Below are 16,489 nucleotides of genomic sequence, written 5' to 3' on the forward strand. Positions count from 1 at the left end.
TCATTCAAGCGTTGCGACTAGCGTGCCGGATAGCCGTCCAGGGTCCGGTCGAGCATGACCTTGACCAGATCGATCATATGCACCACCGAAAATGCCAGGTCACGGCTCGGGCCGTTCAATCGGCTGGCGGATTCGTGGGCGGTCGCGGCTGCACAACGTAGCAGGTCGCAAGCATGAACCAGGGCTTCCTCCCCACTGATGTTTCGGTTGACGTCGAAGAAGCGATGTTCCGCCGGGTTGTCGGCAATATCCGGTTTCAGGTAATGGTCCAGGGCGCGTTTGGCCGCCGGACAATCCTGAAGCGACAAAAATGGGTTGTTCGAGGGGGCTGCGGGCTCATCGTTGTTGGGCTTGTCCATGATGTCGAGTTTCTCCGTGCGGGTTTGGAAATCCTGATCCCAGCTTAGTACTCGGCGTAATTGTGACGATAATTTAAATACTACAACTTGTGTTTTGCTGGACGGCGTCAGCCACGTATCGTGCCGCTCATGGATAAATGGATAGAGTTGGTCAAGGCCAGGATGAAGGAGCAGCACATCACGCAAGTGGTGCTCGCAGAGCGTCTGGGGATGTCTCAGGGTGGGGTCGGCCATTGGCTGACCAAGCGCCGACAACCCAGTCTTGGAGACATGAACCGGGTGCTGCAGGAGCTGGGGCTGGAGTTCCTCGAGGTGGCAATGGTGATCCGCGAGCCGGACACTTCCACCGACGAGGGGATGGCCCTGGCGCAGAAGTACAACCCGTACTTTCGCTACCCGGTCAGTGACTGGCGCGACATCGGTCTCGTTCGCGAAGAGAATGTCGCGGACTACGGCCAGCCGCGCTATGAGCTGACGGATTACCATGCACGGGGCGACGCGTTCTGGCTGGTGGTGATGGGGGATGCGATGACGGCGCCAAGCGGCTTGAGCATTCCCGAGGGCATGTCGATCCTGGTGGATCCGGCGATCGAAGCGGTGCCCGGGAAACTGGTGATTGCCCGATTGCCAGGCAGCAGCGAAGCGACTTTCCGCAAGCTGATGGAAGAGAGCGGGCAGCGTTACCTGGTTCCGCTCAATCCGACTTATCCGAAAACCCTGTTTACCGACCAATGCCGCATCATCGGCGTGGTCGTACAGGCAACCATCAGGTTCTGACTGGATCGGCCCGGAAACCGGGCCGAATGGCTATTCTTCCAGTTCCACCAGCGCGCTGCCGTCGCTGACCATCTCTCCCTCCTGGCAATACACCGCCTTGATCACGCCAGCCTTGGGCGCGCGGATGCTGTGCTCCATTTTCATCGCCTCCAGCACCACCAGTTGCGCGCCGGCTTCCACCGCCTGGCCAGCGCTCACCAGCACCCGAACGATGCTTCCATTCATGGGGGCGACCAGGCCGCCCTGCTGGCTGTGGCTGGCCTCGGCCGCCGCCAGCGGGTCGTAGGAGTCGACTCGATACAGATCGCCCTTCCATTGCAGGTAGAGGCTGTCGTCGTGGCGAATGGCTCGATGTTCGCGGCGCACACCGTTGTGCTCGATGATCAACTGCTCGCCCCTGAGCTCGGCGCCGCGACCAGCAACATCCAGCGTCACGGCGCGGTCCTGGCCATCGCAACTCAGGTGGAGGGTGATTTCCGCTGGCAGCCCCAGGCGCAGCCCGGCGGTAGCGGCCCATGGCGAGTTGCTGTCATCGGCGCGGACACGTGGCGTCAGGCTCAAGGCGAAACCCTGGGCCGCAGCGCGCCAGAAATCGTCATCCAGTTCGCCGGGCTCCGGCAGCAATTGCGCCTGGTAGCGCGGGATGAAACCGGTGTCCAGTTCCGCCGCCGCGAAGGCGGGGTGAGCGATGATACGGCGGAGAAAACCGATGTTGGTTTTCAGCCCGCCAATGGCGAACTCGTCGAGCATGGCCAACAACCGCAAACGTGCCTGTTCACGGTTTTCCCCCCAGGCAATCAACTTGCCGAGCATCGGGTCGTAGAAGGGCGAGATCTCATCGCCTTCGTCAACACCACTGTCTACCCGGCGACCCGCGTCTTCGGCCGACTCGCGATACAGCGACAAGCGCCCCGTGGCGGGAAGAAAATCATTGGCCGGATCTTCGGCGTACAGACGTACTTCGATGGCGTGACCCAGCAGCGGCACCTGCTCCTGGGTGATCGGCAATGGCTCGCCCTGGGCGACGCGGATCTGCCAGGCCACCAGGTCGAGCCCGGTGATCGCTTCGGTCACCGGATGCTCGACCTGCAGCCGGGTATTCATTTCCATGAAGAAGAATTCGCCTCGCGAATCCAGCAGAAACTCCACCGTACCCGCGCCGACATAGCCGATCGCCTTGGCCGCCCGTACGGCGGCTTCGCCCATCGCCCGGCGCAATTCCTGGCCCAGGCCCGGCGCCGGTGCCTCCTCCACGACCTTCTGATGGCGACGCTGGATCGAGCAGTCGCGTTCGTTGAGATACAGGCAGTTGCCGTGCCGGTCGGCGAACACCTGGATTTCCACGTGGCGTGGCTTGAGCAAGTATTTTTCCACCAGCATTCGCGCATCGCCGAACGACGATTGCGCCTCGCGCTGCGCAGAGGCCAATGCCTCGGCCAGTTGGCTGACTTCCTCGACGACCTTCATGCCTTTGCCGCCGCCGCCTGCCGTGGCCTTGAGCAGCACCGGATAACCGATGCGCTCGGCGGCGGCGCGGAACGTCTCCAGATCCTGGGCTTCACCGTGATAGCCGGGTACCAGCGGCACGCCGGCGGTTTCCATCAAGGCCTTGGCGGCGGACTTGCTGCCCATGGCTTCGATGGCCGAGGCGGGTGGGCCGAGAAAGATCAACCCGGCATTTTCGATGGCCCTGGCGAACCCGGCATTCTCGGAAAGAAAACCGTAGCCTGGGTGGATAGCCTGGGCGCCACTGGCTTGCGCCGCAGCGATCAGTTTGTCGATTTGCAAATAGCTGTCGGCGGCCTTGCTGCCGCCCAGATCGACACGCACGTCGGCTTCCCGGCTATGACGCGCGTCACGATCGGTGGCGCTGTGCACCGCAACGGTGGTCAGGCCCATGGCCTTGGCTGTGCGCATGACGCGGCAGGCGATTTCGCCGCGGTTGGCGACCAACAGGGTAGTGAGGGCAGGGGCGCTCATCGACGCGGCTCCTTGTTGTTGGACTCGGCTTGCCAGCTCGGCGGTCGTTTTTGCAAGAACGCCCGCAGGCCTTCCTGGCCTTCAGGACTGACCCGTATCCGCGCGATGGCATTTTCGGTGTAGCGCCGCAACGCCGGGGTCAACGCACCGTTGCCGACTTCGCGCAGCAGTTCCTTGCTGGCGCGCATGGCCGCCGGACTGTTGAGCAGCAGGTTGTCGATCCACTTGCCGAGCTGATCATCCAGCGCCTCGGCCGGGTAACTGTCCGCCAGCAAACCGATTTCCTTCGCCCGTTGCCCACCGAAACGTTCAGCCGTCAGGGCGTAACGCCGTGCCGCCCGTTCGCCGATGGCCTGCACCACGAATGGACTGATCACGGCCGGCGCCAGGCCGATGCGTACTTCGGACAGGCAGAACTGTGCATCATCGGCACCGATGGCCATGTCACAGGCGCTGATCAAACCCAGCGCGCCGCCGAATGCCGCGCCCTGGACAACGGCGAGTGTCGGGATCTTCAGCTTGGCCAGGTTGTACATCAGCTCCGCCAGTTCCCGAGCGTCGTCGAGGTTGGTGTGGTAATCGAGTTCGGCGGACTGCTGCATCCAGGCCAGGTCGGCGCCGGCGCTGAAGTGTTTGCCACGACCACGGATCAGCAGGAAACGCAGGGTCGGATCGCTGCCGACCTGGTCCAGGGCGAGGATCAGCTCGCGGATCATCTCGGCGTTGAACGCGTTGTTTTTCGACTCGCGGTCGAGCCACAAGGTGGCGAAGCCGCGCGGGTCCATCTGCAATTGGAGCGTGTTGTAATGATTCATGGGCGTTCCCCGGTTACATCCTGAACACGCCGAAGCGGCTCGGTTCGATGGGCGCGTTCAGCGACGCGGACAAGGCCAGGCCCAGCACATCGCGCGTCTGCGCCGGGTCAATGACGCCGTCATCCCACAGCCGCGCGCTGGAATAGTAGGGATGCCCCTGTTCTTCGTACTGGTCGAGGATCGGTTGCTTGATCTCGGCCTCCTGAACTGCGCTGAACGGCTGGCCGCTGCGTTCGGCCTGTTCGCGCTTGACCTGCACCAGCACGCCGGCCGCCTGTTCGGCGCCCATCACGCCGATCCGCGCATTCGGCCACATCCACAAAAAGCGTGGGTCATAGGCGCGGCCGCACATGCCGTAGTTACCGGCGCCGAAACTGCCGCCGATGATCACGGTGAATTTCGGCACCCGGGCGCAGGCCACCGCGGTCACCAGTTTTGCGCCATGCTTGGCGATGCCGCCGGCTTCGTATTTCTGACCGACCATGAACCCGGTGATGTTCTGCAGGAAGAGCAGCGGTATGCCGCGCTGGCAGGCCAGTTCGATGAAGTGCGCGCCTTTTTGTGCGGCCTCGGCGAACAGGATGCCGTTGTTGGCCAGGATGGCGACCGGGTAACCGTGCAAGTGGGCGAAACCGCACACCAGGGTCGTTCCGAACAGGGCTTTGAATTCATCGAACACCGAGCCGTCCACCAGACGTGCTATCACTTCCCGCACGTCGAATGGCTGCTTCGCGTCGGCCGAAACCACGCCGTACAGCTCCTCACTCGAATACAGCGGGGCGGTGGGCGGGCGTCGCTGCACATCACCGAGCTTGCGCCAGTTGAGGTTGGCCACGCTGCGGCGGGCCAGCGCCAGGGCGTGTTCATCGCTGTCGGCGTAATGGTCGGCGACACCGGAAATCTTGCAGTGCACGTCGGCGCCGCCCAGGTCCTCGGCACTGACCACCTCTCCAGTCGCCGCTTTTACCAACGGCGGGCCGGCGAGGAAAATCGTTGCCTGCTGGCGGACCATGATCGCCTCGTCCGCCATCGCCGGCACGTACGCGCCGCCAGCGGTGCAGGAACCCATGACAACGGCAATCTGCGGGATGCCCTGGGCACTCATGTTGGCCTGGTTGAAGAAGATCCGGCCAAAGTGCTCACGATCGGGGAAGACTTCGTCCTGGCGCGGCAGGTTGGCACCGCCGGAATCCACCAGGTAGATGCAGGGCAGGCGGTTCTGTTGGGCGATGGTCTGGGCGCGCAGGTGTTTTTTCACCGTCAGCGGGTAATACGAACCACCTTTGACGGTCGCGTCGTTGGCGACAATCATGCATTCGACGCCTTCTACTCGACCGATCCCGGCGATCACGCCGGCGGCCGGAACGTCTTCGCCGTACACTTCGTAAGCCGCCAGCGGACTGATCTCCAGGAACGGCGAACCCGGGTCGAGCAAGCGATTGATGCGTTCCCTGGGCAGCAATTTGCCCCGTGAGGTATGCCGTTCCTGGGCCTTGGCTCCGCCGCCTTGCTGGACGTGGGCGAGCAAGGTACGCAGGGCCTCGACCTGGCCGAGCATCGCGTCGCGGTTGGCGCTGAATTCCGGTGAGCGTGGGTTGAGCTGAGTGTGCAGCGTGGCCATGGTCAGCTCCGTTAGCGGGTTTCGTTGAACAGTTCGCGGCCGATCAGCATCCGTCGGATCTCACTGGTGCCGGCGCCGATTTCATACAGCTTGGCGTCACGCAGCAGGCGCCCGGCCGGGAATTCATTGATATAGCCATTGCCGCCCAGGATTTGGATGGCATCAAGGGCCATTTGCGTCGCGCGTTCGGCGCTGTAGAGGATCACTCCGGCGGCGTCCTTGCGCGTGGTTTCGCCGCGCTCGCAGGCTTGGGCCACCGCATACAGGTAGGCGCGGCTGGCGTTGAGCTGGGTGTACATATCCGCAACCTTGCCCTGGATCAGCTGGAATTCGCCGATGCTCTGGCCGAACTGCTTGCGATCATGGATATAGGGCACGATCAGGTCCATGCAGGCCTGCATGATCCCGGTCGGGCCGCCGGACAAGACCACGCGTTCATAATCGAGGCCACTCATCAGGACCTTCACGCCACCATTGAGTACGCCGAGGATGTTTTCTTCCGGCACCTCGACGTCGTCGAAAAACAGCTCACAGGTGTTGGAGCCGCGCATGCCGAGCTTGTCGAACTTGTTGCTGCGGCTGAAGCCTTTCCAGTCGCGTTCGACGATGAACGCAGTAATGCCGTGGGCGCCTTTTTCCAGGTCGGTCTTGGCGTAGATCACATAGGTGTTGGCGTCAGGCCCGTTGGTGATCCAGGTCTTGCTGCCGTTGAGAACGTAGCGGTCGCCGCGTTTGTCGGCGCGCAGTTTCATCGAGACCACATCGGAGCCGGCGTTCGGTTCGCTCATGGCAAGGGCGCCGATGTGTTCGCCGCTGATCAGCTTGGGCAGGTATTTGGTTTTCTGCTCATGGTTGCCGTTGCGATTGATCTGGTTGACGCACAGGTTGGAGTGGGCGCCGTAGGAGAGGGCGACCGAGGCCGAGCCGCGGCTGATTTCTTCCATCGCCACCACATGGGCCAGGTAACCCAGGCCAGCGCCACCATATTCTTCCGGGACGGTGATGCCCAGCAGGCCCATGTCGCCGAACTTGCGCCACATATCGGCGGGGAACAGATTGTCGATGTCGATCTGCGCCGCCCGAGGCGCCAACTCTGCCTTGACGAAGGATTGCACCTGGTCGCGCAACATATCGATAGTTTCGCCGAGGGCAAAATTCAGGGATGGGTAGCTCATGGGACACCTTTTGGATTTTTTGTCGGGTGCGGGGAGCGGCGGGAGCGCTCTCACCTTTACGTTAACGTAAGCGCGCGATCCATGGCTGTCAATCGCTCTTTACGTTAACGTCAACTTGGGCCAGAGTAAGGCCGCTTGAACAGCTTTCGAAGTCGTGAGATTCCACCGATACACCCACTAATAAAGACAACAGGGGGCGTCATGGATCAACCCGGTTCGCATACGCAACTCAGCTATACCCGCGGTTCCCAGGCCAAGGCCTTGCTGGCCCAAACCATCGGCGAGGCGTTTGACCAGACGGTGACCGACTGTCCTGACGGCGAAGCGCTGGTGGTTCGCCACCAATCATTGCGCTACAGCTGGCGCGAATTGGCCGCGGCGGTCGATCTGCACGCCCGGGCCATGCTCGCGCTGGGTTTGGAAACCGGCGATCGGCTGGGCATATGGGCACCCAATTGCGCGCAGTGGTGCATTACCCAATTTGCCAGCGCGAAGGTCGGCGTGATCCTCGTCAACATCAACCCGGCCTATCGGGCCTCGGAACTGGAATACGTGCTCAAGCAGTCCGGATGCCGCTGGCTGGTGTGTGCGGGGGCTTTCAAGACTTCGGATTACCACGCCATGTTGCAGGCATTGGCGCCGGAACTGGCAGAGCAATCGATCGGCCAACTGCGAAGCGAATGCTTGCCGGATCTGCGCGGCGTGATCAGCCTCGATTCCCAGCCGCCTTCAGGCTTCCTGCCCTGGTCGCAGCTGGCCGACCTCGGTGCAGCCATCTCGCCTGGGCAATTGGCCGAGCGCCAGGACAGCCTGCATTTCGAGCAGCCGGTGAATATCCAGTACACCTCCGGCACCACCGGATTTCCCAAGGGCGCCACCCTCAGTCACCAGAACATTCTCAACAACGGTTACATGGTCGGTGAAAGCCTCGGCCTGACCGCCGGCGATCGTCTGGTGATCCCGGTGCCGTTGTATCACTGCTTCGGTATGGTCATGGGTAACCTGGGGTGCATGACCCACGGCAGTACCATGATCTACCCCAACGATGCCTTCGATCCGTTGCTGACGCTACGGACCGTGGCCGAAGAAAGAGCCACCGCGCTGTACGGGGTCCCCACCATGTTCATCGCCATGCTGGACCAGCCGCAGCGCGGGGATTTCGACCTGTCCAGCCTGCGCACCGGGATCATGGCCGGAGCCACCTGTCCGATCGAGGTGATGCGGCGGGTCATCAGCGAGATGCACATGGCCCAAGTGCAGATTGCCTACGGCATGACGGAAACCAGCCCGGTGTCGTTGCAGACTGGTCCCACGGATGAACTGGAGTTGCGTGTCACCACCGTTGGGCGTACCCAGCCGCAACTGGAGAGCAAGATCATCGACGGGAACGGCGAGGTTGTCCCCCGCGGCACCATCGGCGAATTGTGCACGCGTGGTTACAGCGTGATGCTCGGCTACTGGAACAACCCCAAGGGCACGGCCGAGGCGACCGATGCGCAGGGCTGGATGCACACCGGCGACCTGGCGAGCATGGATGAGCAGGGTTACGTCTGTATCGTCGGACGGAACAAGGACATGATCATCCGTGGCGGCGAGAATGTTTATCCCCGCGAACTGGAGGAGTTCTTTTTCACCCATCCCGCCGTGGCGGATGTGCAGGTGATCGGCATTCCATGCCCACGCTACGGTGAAGAGATCGTGGCCTGGATCAAACTCCATCCCGGCCACAGCGTCACCGAGGAGCAGTTGCAAGCGTGGTGCAAGGAACGCATCGCTCACTTCAAGACACCGCGTCATTTCAAATTTGTCGAGCAGTTCCCGATGACGGTTACCGGCAAGATCCAGAAATTTCGCATGCGCGAAATCAGTATCGAAGAGCTGCGCAATCGCCAGGAACCACAATCCTAGTGTGGGAGCGAGCCTGCTCGCGAATACGGTGTGTCATTCAAGCTGCCAGGGTGTGACACACCACACTTTGAACCCCCAGGAAAAAAAACCAAACCCCAGACAGCACAAAGGGGAGCCGAAGCTCCCCTTTAATTTTGTCGTCGCGTGCTCTTTTTTTATTATTGAGGGGCGGCCTGTTGTTGTTTTTGGCAGCCGTGACCCTTTACCGCTGTTTTTGGCGATCCCCATCCGGGATCAAGAGCAAACGTATTTTTTTGAGCGCTGATCTGCTTTTTCGCCTTGCGATCCAACCGATTCGGGAGCTACCTGGAGGTAGTTTTATTATTCTCTGCCCGGTTGCGGGTTGCTCCTGGAAGCACCCTGAAAAGCACATCTTCTCCAAAAAAATCTGTTAGCTGCGTCTCTGCCGTGTTGTTTTTGTTATGTCAGAGTCGTTTCGTCTTGTTTTTATTGGGTTTGTCGCTTTTTTTTATTCTTGTTGTACTGGAGATATAGCAGGTGCCGTGCCAACTTTATAAAAACCTTTTAAATCAAGAGATTAGGTTTTCTGGCTGAAAACCCGGTACGACGATTCCAGACAAATTGTTTCCGTGTTACTCGTTTCGCCCCCGTTACAAGCGGGGCGGTAACACCTCACCGCGCCAGGCGCGCCTTGGCCACCCGCGAACCGGTCGAGCGACCCAGCACGTCGCAGATCTGCTGGGCCGCGGCGATGAGTGCATCCAGATTAATGCCGGTCTCGATGCCGAGGCCGTTGAGCAGGTACAGCACGTCTTCCGTGGCGACGTTACCGCTGGCGCCCTTGGCATAAGGGCAGCCGCCCAGGCCGGCGATTGAGCTGTCGAACACGGCGATACCTTCCAGCAAGCTGGCGTAGACGTTGGCCATGGCCTGGCCATAGGTGTCATGGAAATGTCCCGCCAGTTTGTCCCGGGGCACGTCCGCGCCGACTACCTCGAACATCCTGCGCGTTGCACCGGCGGTGCCGGTGCCGATGGTGTCACCGAGGGACACCTCGTAACAGCCCATGGCGTACAGCTCCCGGGCGACCCACGCGACCTGCTCGGGCTTGACCTCGCCCTCATAAGGGCAGCCCAGCACGCAGGACACGTAGCCGCGCACGCTGACGCCGCTGTGCTTCGCCGCCTCCATGATCGGTGCGAAGCGTTCCAGGCTTTCCTGGATCGAACAATTGATGTTGCGCTGGGAAAACGCTTCGGACGCCGCGGCGAATACAGCGACTTCCTTGACCCCCGCCGCCAGTGCATCCTCGAAACCCCGCAGGTTCGGTGCCAGGGCGCCATAGGTCACGCCAGGCTTGCGCTGGATCTGCGCAAATACCTCGGCCGAACCGGCCATCTGCGGCACCCATTTGGGCGAGACAAAACTGCCGACTTCGATGTAACCCAGGCCCGCATCGCTCAGGGCGTCAACCAGACGCACCTTGTCCGCCACGCTGATGGGTTGGGATTCATTCTGCAGGCCGTCGCGGGGGCCGACTTCGATCAAACGTACAAAGGAGGGGAGGGACATGGGGATTGACCTGTAGTGAGTTGCCAGAACATCGAGAACGATGATGAGCACCCCTGTGGGAGCGAGCCTGCTCGCGATGACGGAACGACTGGCAAAATTGATATGACTGACACACCGCCATCGCGAGCAGGCTCGCTCCCACAGGGGACGTGTCGTGTTACTGGACGACTTCCTCGCCTTTGATCGTCTGCTCCAGCGCCTGGATGCAACGTTCTTCGGCGGTGTCGAGCTCCAGCTTCATCTGTTCGATATCCAGCAACTGCTGTTCGAGCTGTTCGCGCCGTTCGGCGATTTTCGCCAGCATGCTGTGCAGTTGTTTCTGATTGCCGCTGCTGGGGTCGTAGAGTTCGATCAACTCACGGCACTCGGCGAGAGAGAAACCGATGCGCTTGCCCCGCAGGATCAGTTTCAGGCTGACCTTGTCCCGCGGCGAGTAGATACGTTCCTGACCACGGCGCTCCGGGCGCAACAGACCCTGTTCTTCATAGAAGCGGATGGCGCGGGTGGTGATATCCAGTTCGCGGGCGAGGTCGGAGATGCTGTAGGTCTGGCTGCTCATGTAAGCGCTCGAAACGAAAGGGGTTGGCGCTAAGCTAATGGCAGGTTGACGTTCACGTCAAGCAATGAGCTGTCGGCGAAACCTGTGGGAGCGAGCCTGCTCGCTCCCACATTGGACGGGCTAAACCTTATCAAGCTTCTTCTCATGCGCCGTCACCTGCTGGCACAGCTCGATCATCTGCTCGCGCATCCAGCGGTTGGCCGGGTCCTGGTCGGTGCTTTCGTGCCAGTAGAGATGGGTTTCCACCGGTGGCACATCGTTGACGGGCAACAGGAAGGCATGCAGGTCGTGGCGACGGGCGAAACGTTCGGGAACGGTCATGACCATGTCGGTCTGCTGGAGTACCTGGGAGGCCATCAGATAATGCTGCGAGCGCAGGGCGATTTTGCGCTGGATGCCCATCTTGCCCAATGCCAGGTCGACATAACCGAGGCCGTTGCGGCGGCTGGAGATATGTACATGGGTCTGGGCCAGGTAATCATCCAGGCTGAGTTTTTCCTTGCCCGCCAACGGGTGGCCCTTGCGCATGGCACACACGTAGCGATCTTCCATCAGCTTGACGTGGCGCACCTGCGGATCGGTATTGAGTGGAGCATCAACCGCGAAATCCAGGCGCCCGGCGGCCAGCTCCTTGGTGGTTTCCCGACGCTTGGACAGGAAACTCTCGATGGCCACGGTCGGCGCCAGGCGGCGCAGGCGCTGGAACAGCGGCGGCAGGATCACGCCCTCGGTGAGGTCGGTCATGCTGATGCGATAGGTCTTCACGGCTTGCAGCGGGTTGAAGATCCGGCTTTCCTGCACCGACACCCGGAGCAGCGACAGGGCGTTGCGCACCGGCCCGATAATATTCTGGGCCATCGGCGTGGGCACCATGCCTTGGGCAGTACGCACGAACAGCGGGTCGTTGAACGTCTCGCGCAAACGCGCCAGGGCATTGGACACCGCCGGTTGAGTGATGCCGACGATCTGCCCGGCCCGGGTCAGGTTGGCTTCGGTGTAGATCGCATCAAAGACAATGAAAAGGTTGAGGTCGACCTTGCTCAGATTCATGGCGCTGCACTCTTGTTCTTGGGCTTGTTGTGAGGTGCCGGAAGGCGATGCGAATCAGTGAACCATATATCGGTGATGAATGTTAATACACGCTGAGAATAGGTTAGGTAAATTTTCGTAGCTGAACTAGCATCGATTTCATGACCTAAAAACAACCTCTGCCAAGAAGGTGCTGCCCATGGATTTTGCCTACTCCCCCAAGGTTCAGGAACTGCGTGAGCGCGTCACGGCGTTCATGGATGCCTATGTCTACCCGGCCGAGGCCGTGTTCGAACGGCAAGTGGCTGAAGGCGACCGTTGGCAGCCGACTGCGATCATGGAGGAGCTCAAGGCCAAGGCCAAAGCCGAAGGGTTGTGGAATCTGTTCCTGCCCGAGTCCGAGTTGGGGGCCGGCCTGACCAACCTGGAATATGCACCGCTGGCGGAGATCATGGGGCGTTCGCTGCTGGGCCCGGAGCCGTTCAACTGTTCGGCGCCGGACACCGGCAACATGGAAGTGCTGGTGCGTTACGCCAACGAGGAACAAAAGCAGCGCTGGCTCGAACCGCTGCTGCGGGGCGAGATTCGTTCGGCCTTTGCCATGACCGAACCGGACGTTGCTTCGTCGGACGCCACCAACATGGCGGCCCGTGCCGAGCGTGACGGCGATCAATGGGTCATCAACGGCAAGAAATGGTGGACCTCGGGCGCCTGCGACCCACGCTGCAAGATCCTGATCTTCATGGGCCTGAGCAATCCCGACGCACCTCGTCACGCCCAGCACTCGATGATCCTGGTGCCGGTGGACACCCCCGGGGTAAAGATCGTCCGGCCGCTACCGGTGTTCGGCTATGACGATGCACCTCACGGCCACGCCGAAGTGCTGTTCGATAACGTGCGGGTGCCGTACGAAAACGTCTTGCTGGGCGAAGGACGCGGCTTTGAAATTGCTCAGGGTCGCCTCGGGCCGGGCCGGATTCACCACTGCATGCGCTCCATCGGCATGGCCGAGCGTGCCTTGGAATTGATGTGCCAGCGCGCCATCAGTCGAACCGCGTTTGGCCAGCCGCTGGCGCGCCTGGGTGGCAACATCGACAAGATCGCCGACTCGCGAATGGAAATCGACATGGCGCGCCTGCTGACCTTGAAGGCGGCGTACATGATGGACACGGTCGGCAATAAAGTGGCCAAGAGCGAAATCGCCCAGATCAAGGTCGTCGCGCCGAACGTGGCCTTGAAAGTCATTGATCGGGCGATCCAGATCCACGGCGGGGCCGGGGTTTCCAACGATTTCCCGCTGGCCTACATGTATGCCATGCAGCGCACGCTGCGCCTGGCCGATGGTCCGGATGAGGTCCATCGGGCGGCTATCGGCAAGTTCGAGATCGGCAAGTATGTGCCCAAGGAGATGTTGCGTAGCGGGCGCTGAAGCTCGTTCAGGCTGAGACTGCTATCGCGAGCAGGCTCGCTCCCACAGAGGTTCATCGGTGGACGCGTTATTGGCGCTCACCACAAGCCCCTGTGGGAGCGAGCTTGCTCGCGATGGCGGCCTCCAGGTCGATGAATCAGCTCACTCCTTGACGCTCATATACTCCTCGGCCCAGCGGATATATTCCTCGGGCTGGGTGTAGGTGTGGGTCAGTTCCGTGGCGCTGAGGTCTGATGCCTGGGTGAAGATCTGACGCTGTTCCCGCAGGCTGTCGTAGGTAGCCTTGATCGCGGCGAAATACGCGCCGTGGCCGTCAATCGTGATTCTCACGCCCAGTTCAGCCAGGCGTTTATCGTCGCGCAGCAGCGGGTTGCCATAAGTCACGAGCATCAGCGGTACGTTCAGGTTCTCGCTGATCTGCTCCAGATGCTCGAAATCCTGCACGCCTACCATGCAAATGCCGTCCGCGCCGGCGCGCTCGTATTGCCGGGTGCGACTGATGATCTCCTGGACCGGCAGAATCCCCGCGTTCGTGCGGGCGACGATGGCCATTTCCGAGTCGACCCGCGCCTCCAGAGCCGCGCGAATCTTGCCGACGCCTTCGGCCACGCTGATCAGGTCGGTGGATTTGCGGCCAAATTGTGCCGGCAGCAAGGTGTCTTCAATCGTCAGCGCCGCCACGCCGGCGCGTTCGAGCTCGATGATGGTACGCATCACGTTCAGTGCGTTGCCGTAGCCGTGGTCGGCGTCGGCGATCACCGGTAGTTGCGCGACGCGTCCGATGCGGGTGGCCTGCTCGGCAAATTCGCTGAGGGTGATCAGGGCAAAATCCGGCGCGCCCAATACTTGCAGTGACGCCACCGAGCCTCCAAGGATGCCTACCTCGAAACCCAGGTCGGCGGCAATGCGCGCCGACATCGGATCGAACACTGAAGCTGTGTGGTAGCAATTTGTGGAAGCCAGCAATTGGCGGAAATTTCGACGCAAATCTTGATGGGAAAGCCTGGACATATGAGTTCCACCAATGGAATGGAAGGGCTTGAGCAAAAGTGTCAACGCCTAAGGATGGAAAGCTATCACGCGGGACGGCCAAGGATGATGACGAATTTACAGGGACAGGCTGGTCGAAGTCGATCCCATGAGATAGGGCAGGCGCCGCGCCGCTATGCCGCCACCGCCTGGCGATCCTGTTTGAACAGCAGCACGGCGCGCACCGTGTCACCCGGTTGTACTTGCAGGCGTTTGGCGGTCAGGCGATCGACGACCAGGCCCTGGCCGTGCAGGTGCCCCCGGGCGCTGGTGACGCGGCAGTTCTCCAGGCGCCGGTTATGAATCAGCCAGACCGGCGCCCGTTCGTCCGGGGTGCCTATGGTCAGCGTCAGCGACTGGCTGTCGCGGACGCTGCGGATGTTCGATACCGGCGCTTCGATCACCGGGCCGGCGTCAAAGATATCCACGTACCCTTTATGGGAAAAACCCTCATCGCCAAGGATCTTCAAGGCCGGTTCGGTGTTGGGGTGAGCCTTGCCGATCACGGCCTGGGCCTGCTCGGTGAGCAGGCAGGTGTACAGCGGTTGGCGGGGCATCAGCTCGGCGATGAAGGATTTGTTGCCCATGCTGGACAACTGGTCGGCGTGGCTGAAGTCCTTCTGGAAAAAGTGTCGTCCCAGGCTGTCCCAGAACGGCGAGCAACCTTGTTCATCGGCGTGGCCGCGTAATTCGGCGATCAGCTTATCGCCAAACAGCCCGGAAAACTCCGCCACGAACAGCAGGCGCGCCAGGGACAGCAGGCGCCCGTTATGGCCGCGACGGTGCTGGGGATGAAGAAACAACGAGCAGATTTCCGACTGCCCGGTCATCTCGTTACTGAGGAACAGCGTCGGAATATGCCGCTGGATGCCCAGCTCGGGCGCCGAGCTGACCGTGACCCCGAGCCGATAGTTGTACCAGGGCTCGCGCAGTCCGATTGCGCCAGTGAGAGCGCTGATACCCACTACCTGACGGTCGTCGTCTTCGAGCACGAACAGATAGTCGGCGTCCGCCCGTTCGACCTGTCCGGCGAAGGTGCGCTGGGCCCAGCGTACCCGGTGCGCCAGGCGCTCCTCGTTGGCCGGCAGGCTGGTGAACCCAGGGCCGGCGCAACGGGCGAGGTCCATCAATGCGGGCAAGTCGGTCAGGGCAACCGGGCGGACTACCACGAAGCGCCTCCTTCTACAGGCCGGGCGCGACGCTGGCGCACGATGCGCAATCGATTGCAGTTCATAGGCTGACCACCCGGACCCGGTCACCGTCGGCAACGTCAAGCGCTGCCAGCATGTCAGGGGACAGGCGCACGAAGCCTTCGGCGTCAAGGTCCAGATCGGCGATGATGGCCCGGTAATTACCCAGGCCATCATTACTCACCAGGTAGCGCCCCGTGGCGTCAACCTGCTGGCTCGGACGCACGACGGCCGAGCGGCTGTGAATGATCGAGCGGATGTTCGCGACCCGGGCATGCATCGTCGGCCCGCCGTCAAAGATGTCCACGTAGCTATTGGTTTCGAAACCCTCGCGTTCGAGAATGTCGAAGGCTTCCTGGCCGTCGGGGTGGATCCGGCCGATACAAGCCTGGGCCTGGGGCGGCAACATAGGGACATAGATCGGGTATTGCGGCATCAGGTCGGCGAGAAAGGTCCGACTCTGCAGGCCGCACAATCGTTCGGCTTCGGTGTAGGACAGGTCGAAAAAGTGCTGGCCAATGGCATCCCAGAAGGGCGAATGGCCTTCCTCGCTGCTGTACCCGACGATCTCTGTGATCACCGAGTCGGCAAAGCGTTGGGGATGGGCGCCAATAAACATCAGCCGGGCGCGGGACAACAATTGCGATTGCGGCGTGTGCACGTGTGCGGCGTCGATATGAAAGCCGCGCAGCAGCGTCTGGCCATTCAGGTCCTGGCACAGCGACAGTGCCGGTACGCCATGCTGGATGTTCAACTCCCGGGACTCGCTGGAAAACGGCCGGTTGCGCAGGCTGTAGAACGGCTCGTCGCAACCGGTGGCCGCAACGATTTCCGAGCAGCCCAGCAGGCGGCTCGACACCAGGTCCTGCAGGACAAAAAAGTAATTCTGCGCACCGGGGCGTTGCACGTCGGTTTCGAACGAGGCGCATGAGCTGAGGATTCTGTCCCGCAGGCGATCAGTGTCGTCGGGAAGCGAGGTGACGCCCACCAGACTGTCGCGGGCCAGCTGCTGCAACTGCGGCAAATCGGTTAACTGAACTGGACGTAAAGCCAGCATGGATAACACTCCTGTTTCAAAGAGCCCG

The 16,489-nt window shown here is 61.4% G+C and carries 14 protein-coding genes; 3 read left to right on the forward strand and 11 right to left on the reverse strand.

The genetic code is table 11. The annotated features are described in order from the left end of the window. Window positions 1-17: 17 nt before the first annotated feature. Complete coding sequence (locus J3P84_RS10470) at window positions 18-359, reverse strand: DUF6124 family protein (protein WP_434629988.1); 342 nt, start codon at window positions 357-359, stop codon at window positions 18-20. Between the two features lie 129 nt (window positions 360-488). Between J3P84_RS10470 and J3P84_RS10475 the strand changes: the two genes are divergently transcribed. Continuing rightward, window positions 489-1,136 carry a LexA family protein gene (locus J3P84_RS10475; protein ID WP_434573230.1) on the forward strand — a complete coding sequence of 216 codons (648 nt, stop codon included), beginning with the start codon at window positions 489-491 and terminating at the stop codon, window positions 1,134-1,136. A 30-nt stretch (window positions 1,137-1,166) separates the two neighbouring features. On the opposite strand, the gene J3P84_RS10480 is transcribed toward J3P84_RS10475, so the two are convergent. From J3P84_RS10480 to J3P84_RS10495, 4 genes are read right to left on the reverse strand one after another with little or no spacing between them, the layout of a single operon-like run. Then, the gene (locus tag J3P84_RS10480; protein ID WP_434629990.1) at window positions 1,167-3,116 is read right to left on the reverse strand and encodes an acetyl/propionyl/methylcrotonyl-CoA carboxylase subunit alpha; all 1,950 of its coding nucleotides are present in this window, start codon (window positions 3,114-3,116) and stop codon (window positions 1,167-1,169) included. Beyond that, on the reverse strand, window positions 3,113-3,931 hold the full coding sequence (locus J3P84_RS10485; protein ID WP_434629992.1) for a gamma-carboxygeranoyl-CoA hydratase: 819 nt from the start codon (window positions 3,929-3,931) through the stop codon (window positions 3,113-3,115). The genes J3P84_RS10480 and J3P84_RS10485 overlap by 4 nt, the downstream gene beginning before the upstream one ends. Window positions 3,932-3,944: 13 nt before the next feature. Then, complete coding sequence (locus J3P84_RS10490; protein ID WP_434629994.1) at window positions 3,945-5,552, reverse strand: carboxyl transferase domain-containing protein; 1,608 nt, start codon at window positions 5,550-5,552, stop codon at window positions 3,945-3,947. An 11-nt stretch (window positions 5,553-5,563) separates the two neighbouring features. Then, on the reverse strand, window positions 5,564-6,727 hold the full coding sequence (locus J3P84_RS10495; RefSeq protein WP_434629996.1) for an isovaleryl-CoA dehydrogenase: 1,164 nt from the start codon (window positions 6,725-6,727) through the stop codon (window positions 5,564-5,566). Between the two features lie 201 nt (window positions 6,728-6,928). Here J3P84_RS10495 and J3P84_RS10500 point away from each other — a divergent pair, with 201 nt between their 5' ends. Further along, window positions 6,929-8,635, forward strand: coding sequence for an AMP-binding protein (locus J3P84_RS10500; RefSeq protein ID WP_434629997.1), 1,707 nt, complete (start codon window positions 6,929-6,931; stop codon window positions 8,633-8,635). A 633-nt stretch (window positions 8,636-9,268) separates the two neighbouring features. Here J3P84_RS10500 and J3P84_RS10505 read toward each other — a convergent pair. The 3 genes from J3P84_RS10505 to J3P84_RS10515 all read right to left on the reverse strand — a co-directional run bounded on the left by J3P84_RS10505 (window position 9,269) and on the right by J3P84_RS10515 (window position 11,777). Beyond that, window positions 9,269-10,168 carry a hydroxymethylglutaryl-CoA lyase gene (locus tag J3P84_RS10505; RefSeq protein WP_434629999.1) on the reverse strand — a complete coding sequence of 300 codons (900 nt, stop codon included), beginning with the start codon at window positions 10,166-10,168 and terminating at the stop codon, window positions 9,269-9,271. 157 nt (window positions 10,169-10,325) lie between these two features. Continuing rightward, the gene (locus tag J3P84_RS10510) at window positions 10,326-10,727 is read right to left on the reverse strand and encodes a MerR family transcriptional regulator (RefSeq protein ID WP_305500139.1); all 402 of its coding nucleotides are present in this window, start codon (window positions 10,725-10,727) and stop codon (window positions 10,326-10,328) included. Window positions 10,728-10,847: 120 nt separating this feature from the next. Further along, window positions 10,848-11,777 (reverse strand): LysR family transcriptional regulator, encoded by a 930-nt coding sequence (locus tag J3P84_RS10515; protein ID WP_434573242.1) that lies wholly within the window; start codon window positions 11,775-11,777, stop codon window positions 10,848-10,850. A gap of 178 nt (window positions 11,778-11,955) precedes the next feature. Between J3P84_RS10515 and J3P84_RS10520 the strand changes: the two genes are divergently transcribed. Then, window positions 11,956-13,185: an acyl-CoA dehydrogenase gene (locus J3P84_RS10520; protein ID WP_434601242.1), complete on the forward strand. Its 1,230-nt coding sequence runs from the start codon at window positions 11,956-11,958 to the stop codon at window positions 13,183-13,185. A gap of 141 nt (window positions 13,186-13,326) precedes the next feature. Here the strand turns inward: J3P84_RS10520 and J3P84_RS10525 are convergent, their stop codons facing one another. The 3 genes from J3P84_RS10525 to J3P84_RS10535 all read right to left on the reverse strand — a co-directional run bounded on the left by J3P84_RS10525 (window position 13,327) and on the right by J3P84_RS10535 (window position 16,461). Continuing rightward, a complete protein-coding gene (locus J3P84_RS10525; protein ID WP_434601241.1) occupies window positions 13,327-14,196 on the reverse strand; it encodes an isocitrate lyase/PEP mutase family protein in 870 nt (289 codons plus the stop codon). Window positions 14,197-14,348: 152 nt separating this feature from the next. Continuing rightward, window positions 14,349-15,383 (reverse strand): arginine N-succinyltransferase, encoded by a 1,035-nt coding sequence (gene astA, locus J3P84_RS10530; RefSeq protein ID WP_434630003.1) that lies wholly within the window; start codon window positions 15,381-15,383, stop codon window positions 14,349-14,351. A 61-nt stretch (window positions 15,384-15,444) separates the two neighbouring features. Continuing rightward, the gene (locus J3P84_RS10535; RefSeq protein ID WP_434630005.1) at window positions 15,445-16,461 is read right to left on the reverse strand and encodes an arginine N-succinyltransferase; all 1,017 of its coding nucleotides are present in this window, start codon (window positions 16,459-16,461) and stop codon (window positions 15,445-15,447) included. Between the last annotated feature and the right edge of the window lie 28 nt (window positions 16,462-16,489).

It is taken from the genome of Pseudomonas sp. Z1-29, from assembly GCF_051131995.1.
In the GTDB taxonomy this organism is placed as follows: Bacteria; Pseudomonadota; Gammaproteobacteria; order Pseudomonadales; family Pseudomonadaceae; genus Aquipseudomonas.

Coding starts and splice junctions, on each gene's coding strand:
- J3P84_RS10470 (WP_434629988.1), bottom strand. CDS start 359: ATGGACAAGCCCAACAACGATGAGCCCGCAGCCCCCTCGAACAACCCA.
- J3P84_RS10475 (WP_434573230.1), top strand. CDS start 489: ATGGATAAATGGATAGAGTTGGTCAAGGCCAGGATGAAGGAGCAGCAC.
- J3P84_RS10480 (WP_434629990.1), bottom strand. CDS start 3,116: ATGAGCGCCCCTGCCCTCACTACCCTGTTGGTCGCCAACCGCGGCGAA.
- J3P84_RS10485 (WP_434629992.1), bottom strand. CDS start 3,931: ATGAATCATTACAACACGCTCCAATTGCAGATGGACCCGCGCGGCTTC.
- J3P84_RS10490 (WP_434629994.1), bottom strand. CDS start 5,552: ATGGCCACGCTGCACACTCAGCTCAACCCACGCTCACCGGAATTCAGC.
- J3P84_RS10495 (WP_434629996.1), bottom strand. CDS start 6,727: ATGAGCTACCCATCCCTGAATTTTGCCCTCGGCGAAACTATCGATATG.
- J3P84_RS10500 (WP_434629997.1), top strand. CDS start 6,929: ATGGATCAACCCGGTTCGCATACGCAACTCAGCTATACCCGCGGTTCC.
- J3P84_RS10505 (WP_434629999.1), bottom strand. CDS start 10,168: ATGTCCCTCCCCTCCTTTGTACGTTTGATCGAAGTCGGCCCCCGCGAC.
- J3P84_RS10510 (WP_305500139.1), bottom strand. CDS start 10,727: ATGAGCAGCCAGACCTACAGCATCTCCGACCTCGCCCGCGAACTGGAT.
- J3P84_RS10515 (WP_434573242.1), bottom strand. CDS start 11,777: ATGAATCTGAGCAAGGTCGACCTCAACCTTTTCATTGTCTTTGATGCG.
- J3P84_RS10520 (WP_434601242.1), top strand. CDS start 11,956: ATGGATTTTGCCTACTCCCCCAAGGTTCAGGAACTGCGTGAGCGCGTC.
- J3P84_RS10525 (WP_434601241.1), bottom strand. CDS start 14,196: ATGTCCAGGCTTTCCCATCAAGATTTGCGTCGAAATTTCCGCCAATTG.
- J3P84_RS10535 (WP_434630005.1), bottom strand. CDS start 16,461: ATGCTGGCTTTACGTCCAGTTCAGTTAACCGATTTGCCGCAGTTGCAG.